Genomic DNA, 14,381 nt, shown 5'->3' on the forward strand with positions numbered 1-14,381 from the left:
TCAGGGGTGGATCCTCAGATCCGCCGGAGCACCGCCACGACCTTCCCGAGGATGGTCGCCTCGTCACCCGGGATGGGCTGGTAGGCGGAGTTGTGCGGCAGCAGCCACACATGGCCGTCCTCGCGCTTGAAGCGCTTGACCGTCGCCTCACCGTCCAGCATGGCGGCCACGATGTCGCCGTTCTCCGCGACCGGCTGGCGCCGGACGGTCACCCAGTCGCCGTCACAGATCGCGGCTTCGATCATCGAGTCGCCGACGACCTTCAGCACGAACAGCTCGCCGTCGCCGACCAGCTGCCGGGGCAGCGGGAAGACGTCCTCGACCGATTCTTCGGCGAGGATCGGACCACCGGCGGCGATCCGGCCGACGAGCGGGACGTACGACGCCGCCGGCTTGCCGGCCGTGTCGGTGGGCTGCGCGGTGGACTGGTCGGATCCGCGGACCTCGTAGGCCCTGGGGCGGTGCGGATCGCGGCGCAAGAAGCCCTTGCGCTCCAGTGCCATCAGCTGATGGGCCACGGAGGAGGTGCTGGAGAGGCCGACGGCCTGCCCGATCTCCCTCATGGACGGTGGATATCCCCGCCGCTGCACGGAGTCCCTGATGACTTCGATGACGCGGCGTTGCCGGTCGGTGAGTCCGGAGCTGTCCGCCCGGATGCCTGGAGGTCGGCCCGGCAGGGAGCGGGCGGGCTTTTGCCCCTCCTGGTTCGCGGTCTCATTCATGGCTTGCACCGGCTCAAATCGGCCCTGGGAGCGGTCCTGGGCAGTGATGGTGGCACTGTCTGCGGTGGTGGTCACGTCGGCCCCTCTCGTTCGTCTCCCTGCTGGACAACGGTAGTTGCTTTCGAAAGGTTGCGCCAAACACACGTTCGAGTGAAAAAACGCGAATGGCCTTACGTGATCACGCGTCTGGGTGTATGGCTACCGCTGCACGGGGCGGACGAAGGTGCTCGGTGCCGCATTTTCTCGTACTCTTCGTCGCCGATGCCGAGGCCTTGTGGGTCGGAGCGGGACGAAGGCCAGTCTGCCATCAGGCGCCCCGTGGAGCGGGAACCGGCCCCCGTACCGCTGCCGCACACCGTATCCCCGTACGCTCTCCGCCGGAACGGACGCGCGGCACATGCCAATACGGGTGCGACACGCGCGTAGAGCGTGAAATTCGGGTCAGGCCCTACATATAGTGGTCCGAGTTCCTCAGTGGCCCAGAAGTTGTGGTCCCGGGTCTTCCGGGTCCTAGGTCATCGCCTATGCTGGGGGCTGCTTCGAGGGGCCCGAGGGCCTGTCGAGGCTATCGAGTCGTGCTGTGCGAGGAGGGTTGGATTCGATGCACTGCCCCTTCTGCAGGCACCCCGACAGTCGTGTCGTCGACAGTCGTACGACGGACGACGGCACGTCGATCCGCAGGCGCCGCCAGTGTCCCGACTGCTCCCGTCGGTTCACGACCGTGGAGACGTGCTCCCTCATGGTGGTGAAGCGGTCCGGAGTCACCGAGCCGTTCAGCCGTACGAAGGTCATCAACGGCGTGCGCAAGGCGTGCCAGGGGCGGCCCGTCACGGAGGACGCACTCGCTCAGCTCGGCCAGCGGGTCGAGGAGGCGGTGCGGGCCACCGGGAGTGCCGAACTGACCACCCATGACGTGGGTCTGGCCATACTCGGGCCGTTGCAGGAGCTCGATCTCGTCGCTTACCTGCGGTTCGCGTCCGTGTACCGGGCGTTCGACTCGCTGGAGGACTTCGAGTCCGCCATCACGGAACTCAGGGAAGAGACGCACGGCCCCGCCACGGCCGACGACGACGTGTGCGAGGGGTGCCAAGGGAACGACCGCGGGTCCGGAGAGGCTGTCGAGGTCCCCGTACCCGCGAACGCCGCCGACTGACGAGAGGGGCCGGCACCGGCCCTGCCGGTCGGCGGCGACCACATACCTGTTGCGAGCGGACGCGTAGGCGGTGCTCGCAATACCAGAACACAGACCGTGCCCCGGGAAGAACGAGGCACTTCAGGGCGTTTTAGCCTGATACAGGGAGGCGGCATGACAGAGACGGCGAGCGGTCCGGCACGAGGTTCCCGCGCGAAGGGCACCAAGGCCACCAAGGGACTGCGCATCGAGCGCATTCACACCACCCCGGGCGTGCACCCGTACGACGAGGTGTCCTGGGAGCGCCGTGACGTCGTCATGACCAATTGGCGCGACGGCTCGGTCAACTTCGAGCAGCGTGGCGTCGAGTTCCCCGACTTCTGGTCGTTGAACGCGGTCAACATCGTCACCAGCAAGTACTTCCGGGGTGCCGTGGGTACTCCGCAGCGCGAGGTGAGCCTCAAGCAGCTCATCGACCGCATCGTGAAGACGTATCGGAAGGCCGGCGAGGACTACAAGTACTTCGCGTCGCCCGCCGACGCCGAGATCTTCGAGCACGAGCTGGCGTACGCCCTCCTGCACCAGATCTTCAGCTTCAACTCGCCGGTGTGGTTCAACGTCGGCACGCCCCAGCCGCAGCAGGTCTCCGCCTGCTTCATCCTGGCCGTCGACGACTCCATGGAGTCGATCCTCGACTGGTACAAGGAAGAGGGCATGATCTTCAAGGGCGGCTCCGGCGCCGGCCTGAACCTCTCCCGGATCCGCTCCTCCAAGGAGCTGCTCTCCTCGGGCGGCAACGCCTCGGGTCCCGTCTCCTTCATGCGCGGTGCCGACGCCTCCGCCGGAACGATCAAGTCGGGCGGCGCCACGCGCCGTGCCGCCAAGATGGTCATCCTGGACGTCGACCACCCCGACATCGAGGACTTCATCCAGACCAAGGTCAAGGAAGAGGAGAAGATCCGCGCCCTGCGCGACGCGGGCTTCGACATGGACCTGGGCGGCGACGACATCACGTCCGTCCAGTACCAGAACGCCAACAACTCGGTCCGCGTGAACGACACGTTCATGAAGGCCGTCGAGAACGGCGAGAAGTTCGGCCTCACCTCCCGCATGACCGGCGAGGTCATCGAGGAGGTCGACGCCAAGGACCTCTTCCGCAAGATGGCGGAGGCGGCCTGGGCCTGCGCCGACCCGGGCATCCAGTACGACGACACGATCAACCGCTGGCACACGTGCCCGGAGTCCGGCCGCATCAACGGCTCGAACCCGTGCAGCGAGTACATGCACCTGGACAACACGTCCTGCAACCTCGCCTCGCTGAACCTCATGAAGTTCCTGAAGGACGACGGCAAGGGCCGCCAGTCCTTCGACGTCGAGCGCTTCTCGAAGGTCGTCGAGCTCGTCATCACGGCGATGGACATCTCGATCTGCTTCGCGGACTTCCCGACGCAGAAGATCGGCGACAACACCCGCGCCTTCCGTCAGCTGGGCATCGGCTACGCCAACCTCGGCGCCCTGCTGATGGCGACCGGACACGCGTACGACTCCGACGGCGGCCGGTCCCTGGCCGGCGCCATCACCTCGCTGATGACCGGCACCTCGTACAAGCGGTCCGCCGAGCTCGCCGCGGTCGTCGGCCCGTACGACGGCTACGCCCGCAACGCGCAGCCGCACCAGCGCGTCATGAAGCAGCACTCCGACGCCAACGCCGTGGCTCCCCGCGTGGACGACCTGGACACGCCGATCTGGGCCGCCGCGACGGAGTCCTGGCAGGACGTCCTGCGCCTCGGCGAGAAGAACGGCTTCCGCAACGCGCAGGCCTCGGTCATCGCCCCGACCGGCACCATCGGTCTCGCGATGTCCTGCGACACCACCGGCCTTGAGCCCGACCTCGCCCTGGTCAAGTTCAAGAAGCTGGTCGGCGGCGGCTCGATGCAGATCGTCAACGGCACCGTCCCGCAGGCCCTGCGCCGCCTGGGTTACCAGGAGGAGCAGATCGAGGCGGTCGTCGCCCACATCGCCGAGCACGGCAATGTGATCGACGCCCCGGGTCTGAAGACCGAGCACTACGAGGTCTTCGACTGCGCCATGGGCGAGCGTTCCATCTCCGCGATGGGCCACGTCCGCATGATGGCCGCGATCCAGCCGTGGATCTCCGGCGCGCTCTCCAAGACGGTCAACCTGCCGGAGACGGCGACCGTCGAGGACGTCGAAGAGGTCTACTTCGAGGCGTGGAAGATGGGCGTCAAGGCGCTCGCGATCTACCGCGACAACTGCAAGGTCGGCCAGCCCCTCTCCGCGAAGACCAAGGAGAAGGAGAAGACCGTCACGGACGCTGTCACGGCCAAGGCCGAGGACACCATCCGTACCGCGGTCGAGAAGGTCGTCGAGTACCGCCCGGTCCGCAAGCGCCTGCCCAAGGGCCGTCCCGGCATCACCACGTCCTTCACGGTCGGCGGCGCCGAGGGGTACATGACCGCCAACTCCTACCCGGACGACGGTCTCGGCGAGGTCTTCCTGAAGATGTCGAAGCAGGGCTCCACCCTCGCGGGCATGATGGACGCCTTCTCGATCGCCGTCTCCGTGGGCCTGCAGTACGGCGTGCCCCTGGAGACGTACGTCTCCAAGTTCACGAACATGCGCTTCGAGCCGGCCGGTATGACGGACGACCCGGACGTGCGGATGGCGCAGTCGATCGTCGACTACATCTTCCGCCGCCTGGCGCTCGACTTCCTGCCCTTCGAGACGCGTTCCGCCCTCGGCATCCACTCGGCCGACGAGCGTCAGCGCCACCTGGAGACGGGCTCGTACGAGTCGAGCGAGGAAGAGGTCGACGTCGATGTCGAGGGGCTTGCCCAGTCCGCGCCCCGCGCGCAGGAACTGAAGGCCGTCATCACCCCCAAGGCCGAGGTCGAAGCGGTCAAGCCCGCTCCGCAGCAGGCCCACACCAGTGCCGAACTGGTGGAGATGCAGTTGGGCATCCAGGCGGACGCCCCCCTGTGCTTCTCCTGCGGTACGAAGATGCAGCGTGCCGGTTCCTGCTACATCTGCGAGGGCTGCGGCTCGACGAGCGGCTGCAGCTGATCCAGGGCGCCGGCCGGACGTGGGTCCGGCCGGACCCGTACGCCGAAGGGGCGGCACAGCGACAAGCTGTGCCGCCCTTCGGCGCGTCCGCGGATCTTCGCCCCTTGGGCGTGTCCGCGGATCGTCGGCCCTTCGGCGCGTGCGTGCGAGCCGGAGGTCCTCAGGTCGCGTCGGCGTTGCCCATGATCGTCGCGAAGGTCGCCGGATCCGCGTCGAAGCCGCGAACGGCGGGACGGAAGGTCCACTCTCCGGAGTCGTCACGTACGAACTCCGCGACCGTCGTGGCCGTGGACCCGAGGACGCCGCCGAAGTCGTCCTCGGACAGGACGGTGTAGCCCTCACGGATCCGCAGGGCCGGGTTGGCGACGCCGACGAACGTGCGCCGTCCGCCGCCCTGCTGTATGGCGACGCCGACCATCACGCGCGCGTAGCGCTTGTTGAGACGGCTCAGCTCCAGGGTCATCACCTCGTCCCAGCCGAAGCCCTTGCCGTCCTTGCTGTCCCGGTTGAGGTAGATGGTGCCGTCCGGGGAACGGCTGCCGAAGTGCACTACGTAGTCGGGGTTCTCGTGCGTTCCGGTCGAGAGATAGGTGGCGGCGACGATGTCGAGATCGATGGCCGGTTCGCCGGGGGGACTGGGGTCCCACTTCACCGAGACCTCGACCTTGCTGATGCCCTTGTTCAGGCCGTTCACCGCACATCCCTCCTGGTGCCCCTGTGTCGGCCGCCTCAACTGCCTGGCAGGTGAGGCGTGTTGCCCATCGTGCCACGCACACGGGGGCGCTTGCGCGGATGCAGTGCACCCGACCGTGACCGACGCCACGTTCCTGGGCCTTACGATGGCGCCGTGCTGGTCAAGTGGATTCGCTGCACCGTGGTGGACCGCCGCGGTTTCGAACGGGGACAGCGAAAATGGGCGGGACTTCTGGGGGAGCCGGGATTCCGGGGGCAGGGCGGGGGCTGGAGCCGGGGCAGGCCCGGGGTCGCCCACGTTTTCGCCTTCTGGGAGAGCCGTGCCTTCTACGACTCCTTCATGGCGCGCTCCCATGACCGGCTGGCCGCGTCCCAGTCGGGCACCTTCAAGGACCAGTACGCCACACTCTTCGACCACCGCTTCGATGTGAAGACCGGCTTCGAGCCGCGTTTCACGGAGGCCGATCTGGTGCGGGTGGCGCACTGTCGTGTGCACGAGGAGCGCGCCGAGCACTTCGCGCTGATGCAGGAGAAGGTCTGGAACCCGGCGATGGCCGGCTCGCCCGGCATGGTGCGGGGCCTGTTCGGCGAGGCGCCCGGCAACGAGTTCCTGGTCCTGTCGATGTGGAAGTCCGCCGCCGAACACGGCAAGTACCGCGCCGAGCGGGTGGAGCGGCTCGCCCTGCGGGCCCAGATAGAGGCGGACGTCGTCGCGCTCACGGGGGACATCGTCCAACTGGAACCGACCTGGACCGTCTGACGGCGTCCCGCCACGCTTCCTGACAGCCCCGCCACGGCCTCCTGACGACGTCCGACACGGCTTCCCGACGGCGCCCACCACGGCCGCGATCGGTGTGACCTGTGACGTATGAAGCCCTTACGAGTGCTCCATCGGGCGTGACCCGATCTAGGGTGCCGGTATGGCACGTCCACGGCGCATCGTTCTTGTCCGGCACGGCGAGTCGGTGGGCAATGCCGATGACTCCGTCTACGAGCGTGAACCCGACCACGCTCTGGCACTCACCGAGAAGGGGTGGCGACAGGCGGAGGAGACGGGCAAGCGGCTCAGGGAGGTCTTCGGCCGCGAGCAGGTGAGCGTGTACGTCTCCCCGTACCGCCGCACGCACGAGACCTTCAGGTCCTTCCATCTCGATCCCGGCCAGGTCCGCGTCCGCGAGGAGCCCAGGCTGCGCGAGCAGGACTGGGGGAACTGGCAGGACCGGGACGACGTTCGTCTCCAGAAGGCCTATCGGGACGCGTACGGGCACTTCTTCTACCGCTTCGCCCAGGGCGAGTCCGGCGCCGACGTGTACGACCGGGTCGGCAACTTCCTGGAGAGCCTCTTCCGCAGTTTCGAGGCACCCGACCACCCGCCCAACGTGCTGCTGGTGACGCACGGTCTGGCCATGCGGCTGTTCTGCATGCGCTGGTTCCACTGGACGGTCGCCGAGTTCGAGTCGCTGTCGAACCCGGGGAACGCGGAGATGCGGATGCTGGTCCTCGGGGAGGACGGCCGCTACACGATCGACCGTCCTTTCGACCGCTGGCGCGATCCGGAGTCGTACGGGGCCATCGGGTAGCAGGTGCCATTTTTATTTGTTGTACTTTATATTTCTTTGTCCGTTATTCGTCGGCGACGAACCAGAGTGGCAGGGCGATGACCGCTGACTCCTCCTCCGCCGGGCGCCTCGACCGCGCCCTGGCCAGCCTGCGCGGTCTCGCGGTCGGAGACGCGCTGGGCTCACAGTTCTTCGTGCCCGCGAACTATCCGCTGCTCCAGGACCGCGCACTGCCGCCGGGCCCCTGGAGCTGGACCGACGACACGGAAATGGCCGCCTCCGTAGTGGCCACTCTGGCCGCCCATCACCGCATCGACCAGGACGAACTGGCGCGTTCCTTCGCCGAGCGCCACGACGCCGACCGGGACTACGGGCCCGCGGTGGACCGGCTGCTGCGACAGATCCGGGAGGGCGGCGACTGGCGCGAACTGTCCTCGGCCCTCTTCAAGGGACAGGGCTCCTGGGGCAACGGCGCGGCGATGCGGATCGCCCCCCTGGGCGCCTGGTACGCCGACGATCCGGAGCAGGCCACCCATCAGGCGGAGATCTCGGCGTACCCCACGCATCAGCACCGCGAAGCGGTGGTCGGCGCCATGGCCGTGGCGGCCGCCGCCGCGCTGGCCGCGGCGCCGGGAGGGCCGCCCGGGCCCGCCGCGCTGCTCGACGCGGTCATCGCTCTCGTGCCGCGCAGCGCCGTGAGGGCGGGTCTGCGGCGCGCCCGGGACATGCTCGACTACGGGGACGCGACCACGGTGGCCGCCGTCCTCGGCTGCGGCCGACGCACGACCGCGCACGACACCGTCCCGTTCGCGCTCTGGTCGGCGGCGCGGGCCCTCGGCGACTACGAAGCGGGGTTCTGGGCCACCGCCCAGGTGGGCGGCGACATGGATACGACCTGCGCCATCGTCGGCGGCGTGGTGGCCGCCGGGACGGCCGGGGCGCCTCCCGCACAGTGGCTGGAACGCACCGAGACGCTGCCGGGATGGCTGCCACGGGCGGATGGGGTCTAGGGGGCGGGGGCCGTCCGTCAGGGCTTGAGGATGACTGCGGCAGGGCACCCCAGGGCGGCCGTCCGGCGTGGCTTGCGGAGGGCTTCGGCAGGGCTTGAGGGGCGCTTCGGCAGGGTCTGAGGGTGGCTGTCTTTGGTTGGCGGCGAGATGCCTGCTCAAGTGATGGGCCACGCGCGCGTGCCCTCTTCTCACTCGTCCCACGTGTCGATCCCTGTCACAGCCCTGCCACAGAGAAGCCTTGGCCCGCTGTCCGGATAACCCCGCGGTTACTCTTTCCGGCACGCCGATCGTTGATCATCAAGCGTCGGCGCCGACAGAAACCGGTCCCCGCGCTTCCCCCGCAGCCGTGCGCTGCGTGCTGCCCGGACCGGTCGGGGAGGGGGTCCTGTGTCCGACAAACCGTCCGAGGCGGCCGAGGCGGCCGAGGCGGCCGAGCCGAGCGGGTCGACAATCGAAGAGTCGGTGGAGTCGGGGGAGTCAGCGGGGTCTGCGGGGCCCGCCGGGTCTGCCGGCGGCCCCGCGGTGGAGTCCTGGTTCGCGGACATCCAGCCGGGCACGCCCGCGCCCGTCCGTACCGCGACTCTCTGGGCCGCACTGGCCACCGGACTGCTCAGCATGCTCCTGCTCGGAGAGGGTCTGGCGCTCAATCTCCTGCTGGTGGCGATACCGGTCACGCTCGGCGTGTACTTCGCGCCAGGGAGAGCGGGCCGACGGCTACGCCCGTGGACGCTGGTGTGGGGCGGTGGCGGACTCGCGCTGTTGATCGTTCCGGCCCTGCGGGACGCCGGCTGGCCGTCGTTCCTCGCCGTCGTCGCCGCTCTGGCGGTGGGCTCGCTCGCCCTGCACGGCGGCCGTACCTGGACAGGGATGCTGTTCGGCCCGATCGGCCTCTACACCTCGCTGGTCACCGGTCCGGGCTGGGGCTGGCGCGGACTGCGCGAGCGGACCGGCGGGGCGCGCGGCACCGTGGGCCCGGTGCTGCGCGCGATCGTGGTGGCCGCCGTCCTGCTGGTGGTCTTCGGGGCCCTCTTCGCCGGCGCGGACGCGGCTTTCGCCGACCTCCTGGCGGACCTCGTACCCGACGCGTCGGTCTCCGGCGGTCCCTGGCACGCACTCCTGTTCGTGATCGGCGTGGTCGGCGCTCTGGCGGCGGCGCACACGGCTGCGGCACCCGTTCGGTGGGACCGCGTCGCGGTGCCCGCGGGCCGTGCCCGTGGCCGAGTCGAGTGGACGTTGCCCCTGATCGTGCTCGTCGCGCTCTTCGCGGTCTTCAACGCCGTCCAGCTGGTCGTCCTGCTCGGGGGCTACGACGCCGTCCTGGAGAAGACCGGCCAGACGTACTCCGAGTACGCGCGTCAGGGCTTCTGGCAGTTGCTCCTGGTCACGCTCCTCACCCTCCTCGTCATCGTCCTCGCCCTGCGCTGGGCGCCCCGGGGCGACCCGCGCGACCGGACGCTGGTACGCGCGGTCCTCGGCACCCTCTGTGCCCTCGCCCTGGTGGTCGTGGCCTCGGCGGTCCGGCGCATGGACATGTACGTGGAGGCGTACGGGCTGACCCGGCTGAGGATTTCCGTGGTGACCGTCGAACTCTGGCTCGGCCTGGTCATCGTGCTCATCATGGCGGCCGGCGTCCTCGGAGCCCGCTGGCTGCCGCGCGCCGTGCTGGCCGGCGCCGCCGCGACAGTGCTCGTCTTCGGGATCGTGTCGCCCGACGGGCTGATCGCCGAGACCAACGTGGAGCGGTACGAGCGGACCGGCACGTTCGACCTCGACTACGCGCGCGGGTTGTCCGCCGACGCCGTACCGGCTCTGGACAAACTTGATGAGCCGCTACGTTCCTGTGCCCTGAAATCCATCGATGAGGACCTGGGGGAGAATGCCCGTCCCTGGTACGCCACGAGTTGGGGCGAGGCACGCGCCCGGAACATCCTCGACGAGCGGAAGCCGTCCCCCGAGGCCGACTGGCGGGTGTGCGGCCGCCTGGGCCAGGAACTGGCGTACCGCTGAGGCGGGGCGCGCGGGGCGCGCGGGGCGCGTATCCCGCGCGGATCCTTCGTGCACCCCTCACAGTCCTTCGCGCACTCCTCGTGCAGTCCTTCGCGCACTCCTCGCAGTCCTTTGCACCCCTCGTGGCGCGCCCTCGCTTCTCTCCGATGCCGCCGCGTCGACCGCGTGGGAACCAAGCAGGCCGGTCCGCCGTTTCCAGTACGGCGGCCCGGCCTGCGCATCGCGTCCGTGACGGCGGTCGGTCAGCCCGCCGCGACACCCGCCGTGCCCGACAGCGCCTCCAGGTCGCTCTTGCGGACCCGGATCACCAGTGTGGCGACGGCAAGGGCCAGCACGGCCATGGCGACAGCCGGGAGGAAGGCCGTGGAGATGCCGTGGGCGAGCACCTCATGACTCCAGGGAGCGGGCAGCTGGTGCGTGGTGGCGAACTCCGCCTTCTGTTCGGGCGAGGCGTTGGCCATGAAGTCCACGACCTGCTTCTCCGCCTCGTCACGGCTCGCCGTACCGAAGACCGTGGTGAGGATGGAGAGGCCGAGCGAACCGCCCACCTGCTGCGTCGCGTTGAGCAGCCCCGACGCGGCGCCCGCTTCGTGGGTGGCCACTCCGGAGACCGCGGTCAGGGTCAGCGTCACGAAGTTCAGCCCCATGCCGAAGCCGAACAGCAGCATCGGACCGAGCACACCGCTGACATAGGAGCTCTCGGGGTCGATGAAGGTCAGCCAGCCGAGTCCGATCACCACGAGGGTCGAGCCGACCACCATGAACGGTTTGGGGCCGAGCACCGGCAGGAACCGCTGCGACAGCCCCGCACCGGTGACGATCGCGACCGTGATGGGGAGGAAGGCCAGACCGGCCTCGATCGGCGTGTACCGCAGCACGTTCTGCACGAAGAGAACGATGAAGAAGAACATGCCGAACATCGCCGCGGCCAGGCTCAGCATGATCACGTACGTACCCGAGCGGTTGCGGTCGGCGAACATCCGCAGCGGTGTGATCGGTTCCCTGGCCCGGGACTCGACCAGCGCGAAGGCCGCCAGGAGGATGACCGCGGTGCCGAAGGACGCGATGGTGAGACTGTCCCGCCAGCCCTCCTCCGCGGCCCGGATGAAGCCGTAGACGAGCGAGGCCATACCGAGGGTCGAGGTCAGGGCGCCCGCGATGTCGAAGCGCCCTGGGTGCCGCTCGGACTCGCTGATGTAGAGCGGGGTGAGCACCGCGATCAGCACACCGATGGGTACGTTGACGAAGAGCACCCAGCGCCAGTCGAGCCATTCGGTGAGCATGCCACCGGCGAGCAGCCCGATCGCGCCACCGCCCGCCGAGACCGCGGCGAACACCCCGAACGCCCTGTTGCGCTCGGGCCCTTCGGGGAAAGTCGTCGTGATCAGCGCCAACGACGTGGGGGAGGCGATCGCGCCGCCCACCCCCTGCAGTGCGCGCGCCGCCAGCAGTTGCCAGGGCTCCTGGGCGAGTCCGCCGAGCAGCGAGGCGACCGTGAAGAGCAGGATGCCGGACATGAAGACCCGGCGTCGCCCGAGGATGTCACCGGCCCGGCCGCCGAGCAGCAGCAGACCGCCGAACGTGAGTGTGTAGGCGCTGACCACCCAGGTGAGATCCGTGGTGGAGAACTTGAGGGCGCCTTGAATGTGCGGGAGCGCGATGTTCACAATCGTCGCGTCGAGTACCACCATGAGTTGGCAGGCCGCGATGACGGTGAGCGCGATGCCGGGATGCCCTTCCCGGCGGGCCGCTCCCGGCTTCTGATCTTTGATCAACGGAGAGGTAGTCACTATTGAGTCCCCCACGAGTGCGTTAGTGAACGCTCGCGTTCACTGTCGCGTCAAAAGGTAGTGAGTCCCCGACAGTGAACGCAAGCGTTCACTGAACTCGCCGCCGATTGATGTCACTCGCCCGCTCACGGACCCCGGTCCGTACGGCGCGTACGTGCAGGTGCCCGAACGTGCGCGTCCCTCGCCCGCTCACATGGAGACAGGCTCATGGTTACTTCGAGTTGGACGGCCGTCCCCGCTCAGGCGGCCTCCCCGCGCAGACGCGGCGCCGTACTCGAACGCGCGATCCTCGACGCCGCGCTGGAGCAGCTCAGCACGGTCGGCTGGAACGGACTCACGATGGAGGGTGTCGCGGCAGGCGCCCAGACGGGGAAGGCCGCGGTCTACCGCCGCTGGCCGTCCAAGGAGGACCTCGTCGCGGACGCGCTGCGGGCCGGACTGCCGTCGCTGATGAACGTGCCCGATCTGGGAAGCGTGCGGGACGACCTGCTCGAACTGTGCCGCCGGGCGCGCGAGGCGATGTTCTCGCGCCCCGGCTTCGCGCTGCGCTCGGTGATTCACGAATGTGACTCGTCGCAGGCGCAGCGTTTCCATGACGTGATCCTGTCGGGGGTCGTGGAGCCGACGATCCGCCTGCTCGGCGAGGTCGTCGACCGTGGGATCCAGCGGGGGGAGGTCCGCCCGGACGCGGCCAACTCCTATGTCCTCGACGCCATTCCGGCGATGATGATGTACCGATCCAAGGTGTGCGCGAGCGAATGGCACGAGCGGGACATCGAGGAGATGATCGACCAGCTCATGGTCCCGCTGCTGCGCCCGGAAGGTGCCTGACCGGGCTTCCGCTGTCGCTCCGGGCGGAGGTGCGCGGGGCGCTCGTGGGAACCGGGTGTCGGGTGGGGTCGCGGGCGGCGTACGCTGAGCGTGTCATGCCGTACGAACCACCGACCCACGCCGTCGAGCGCTCCCTGCGCGCCACGACCGGAGCCAAGGTCATCGCCGGTGTCGACGAGGTGGGGCGCGGCGCCTGGGCCGGCCCGGTCACCGTCTGCGCGGCGGTCACGGGCCTGCGTCGCCCGCCCGAAGGCCTCACCGACTCCAAGCTCCTCACCGTCAAGAGGCGCACAGCGCTCGCCGGGATACTGGCGGAGTGGGTGACGTCGTACGCCCTCGGGCATGCTTCTCCGGAGGAGATCGACCAGCTGGGGATGACGGCCGCACAGCGGCTGGCCGCCTGCCGCGCCCTCGAAGCGCTGCCGGTACGTCCCGACGCTGTCATTCTCGACGGGAAACACGACTACCTGGGCCTCCCATGGCGGGTCCGCACGGTGATCAAGGGCGACCAGTCCTGCGTCTCCGTAGCGGCGGCCTCGGTGCTCGCGAAGGTCCAGCGCGACAAAATGATGGCCGAACTGGGTGTCGACCATGCAGACTTCGGTTTTGCGGCCAACGCCGGGTATCCGTCACCGGTTCACCGGGCCGCACTGGAGATGCGGGGCCCCACCCCGTACCACCGGCTGTCGTGGGCGTATCTTGATGCGCTGCCCCAGTGGCGGCACCTCAAGAAGGTCCGCAGTTGGGCGGATGAAACCGTTCCGGAGATCGAAGGGCAACTCGGCTTCGACTTCTGACAGTTCCGTTCGCACTCATGTGCCACCCGCTTGCGCGGGTCGCACCGGCGTTTGATAAAAATCAGCTCATGCCTCTCATTCCCGAGGAGCCTCAGATTCACGAGAGTGCCCAGGGTCCCCGCGTCAGTCCGGCCACCGGCCGGACCGCGCCGACCCCCCGCCCCGTACCCGGCCCCCGTCCCGCGGCACCGCCGCGTCCAGGCCGTCCGGGTCCTGTCCGGCCGATGCCGCCTGCGCAACGCACGCCGCGCGACACGGCCGTGGCCAAGCCGGGGCCTGCCGCTCCGGCGGCCCCACCCGCAGCCTCGTCCCCGACGATCCAGCTGATCCCGGCCTCGGCCGAGGGCGCGCTGGACGCCGCCGAGGAAGCGGTCGACCTGCTCCTTGACTCGGGCAGGGCCCCCGGTGAGGTGCTGGTGGTCACCACCGGCGAACCCCACCCGTGGGCCGCGCACGAGCTCTCCTTCGGCGAGGCCGCGTACTGGGCCCAGCACGACGCGGGAGACGACGTGTTCTACGCCGACGCCTCCGCTGTCGGTCGTGCCGCGTCCCGGCCCGTGGTCGTTGTCGCCGTCAATGGCGGGCCCGACGCCACCGCTGCCACCGCGCTGCCGCTGGCCCTCGGCCGAGCCGGCGCCCTGCTGATCGTCTGCGGAGACCCGCAGCAGATCAACTCGGTGCTGGGCACGAGGGTCTGAGAACTCCCGCTCTTCCAGGGGTTTCACACGGCTCGGATGCCACCGCGGTGGCATCCGC

12 protein-coding genes are annotated in these 14,381 nt (G+C 69.1%); 9 read left to right on the forward strand and 3 right to left on the reverse strand.

The genetic code is table 11. From position 1 onward, the window contains the following. Positions 1-14: 14 nt before the first annotated feature. Positions 15-797, reverse strand: coding sequence for a transcriptional repressor LexA (lexA, locus tag K3769_RS29770; protein WP_267029338.1), 783 nt, complete (start codon positions 795-797; stop codon positions 15-17). Positions 798-1,323: 526 nt separating this feature from the next. On the opposite strand from lexA, the gene nrdR reads away from it, so the two are divergent. Further along, complete coding sequence (gene nrdR / locus K3769_RS29775; protein WP_267029339.1) at positions 1,324-1,875, forward strand: transcriptional regulator NrdR; 552 nt, start codon at positions 1,324-1,326, stop codon at positions 1,873-1,875. A gap of 153 nt (positions 1,876-2,028) precedes the next feature. Beyond that, positions 2,029-4,938, forward strand: coding sequence for a vitamin B12-dependent ribonucleotide reductase (locus tag K3769_RS29780; RefSeq protein WP_267029340.1), 2,910 nt, complete (start codon positions 2,029-2,031; stop codon positions 4,936-4,938). 160 nt (positions 4,939-5,098) lie between these two features. Here the strand turns inward: K3769_RS29780 and K3769_RS29785 are convergent, their stop codons facing one another. Continuing rightward, positions 5,099-5,632 carry a TerD family protein gene (locus tag K3769_RS29785; RefSeq protein WP_267029341.1) on the reverse strand — a complete coding sequence of 178 codons (534 nt, stop codon included), beginning with the start codon at positions 5,630-5,632 and terminating at the stop codon, positions 5,099-5,101. Between the two features lie 153 nt (positions 5,633-5,785). Here K3769_RS29785 and K3769_RS29790 point away from each other — a divergent pair, with 153 nt between their 5' ends. From K3769_RS29790 to K3769_RS29805, 4 genes are all read left to right on the forward strand, one after another. Beyond that, positions 5,786-6,391 (forward strand): YdbC family protein, encoded by a 606-nt coding sequence (locus tag K3769_RS29790; protein WP_267029342.1) that lies wholly within the window; start codon positions 5,786-5,788, stop codon positions 6,389-6,391. A gap of 160 nt (positions 6,392-6,551) precedes the next feature. Then, positions 6,552-7,211 (forward strand): histidine phosphatase family protein, encoded by a 660-nt coding sequence (locus K3769_RS29795; protein WP_267029343.1) that lies wholly within the window; start codon positions 6,552-6,554, stop codon positions 7,209-7,211. Between the two features lie 77 nt (positions 7,212-7,288). Then, complete coding sequence (locus K3769_RS29800; protein ID WP_267029344.1) at positions 7,289-8,200, forward strand: ADP-ribosylglycohydrolase family protein; 912 nt, start codon at positions 7,289-7,291, stop codon at positions 8,198-8,200. A 522-nt stretch (positions 8,201-8,722) separates the two neighbouring features. Then, on the forward strand, positions 8,723-10,207 hold the full coding sequence (locus K3769_RS29805; RefSeq protein WP_267031605.1) for a DUF4153 domain-containing protein: 1,485 nt from the start codon (positions 8,723-8,725) through the stop codon (positions 10,205-10,207). 242 nt (positions 10,208-10,449) lie between these two features. Here the strand turns inward: K3769_RS29805 and K3769_RS29810 are convergent, their stop codons facing one another. Beyond that, positions 10,450-11,997 (reverse strand): MFS transporter, encoded by a 1,548-nt coding sequence (locus tag K3769_RS29810; protein WP_267029345.1) that lies wholly within the window; start codon positions 11,995-11,997, stop codon positions 10,450-10,452. A 207-nt stretch (positions 11,998-12,204) separates the two neighbouring features. Here K3769_RS29810 and K3769_RS29815 point away from each other — a divergent pair, with 207 nt between their 5' ends. The 3 genes from K3769_RS29815 (at position 12,205) to K3769_RS29825 (ending at position 14,323) form a co-directional block, all read left to right on the forward strand. After that, complete coding sequence (locus tag K3769_RS29815) at positions 12,205-12,828, forward strand: TetR/AcrR family transcriptional regulator (RefSeq protein ID WP_267029346.1); 624 nt, start codon at positions 12,205-12,207, stop codon at positions 12,826-12,828. A gap of 95 nt (positions 12,829-12,923) precedes the next feature. Next, positions 12,924-13,625: a ribonuclease HII gene (gene rnhB, locus K3769_RS29820; protein ID WP_267029347.1), complete on the forward strand. Its 702-nt coding sequence runs from the start codon at positions 12,924-12,926 to the stop codon at positions 13,623-13,625. A gap of 68 nt (positions 13,626-13,693) precedes the next feature. Next, a complete protein-coding gene (locus K3769_RS29825; RefSeq protein WP_267029348.1) occupies positions 13,694-14,323 on the forward strand; it encodes a hypothetical protein in 630 nt (209 codons plus the stop codon). The last annotated feature ends 58 nt before the right edge of the window (positions 14,324-14,381 follow it).

The sequence above is a fragment of the Streptomyces ortus genome (assembly GCF_026341275.1).
In the GTDB taxonomy this organism is placed as follows: domain Bacteria; phylum Actinomycetota; class Actinomycetes; order Streptomycetales; family Streptomycetaceae; genus Streptomyces; species Streptomyces ortus.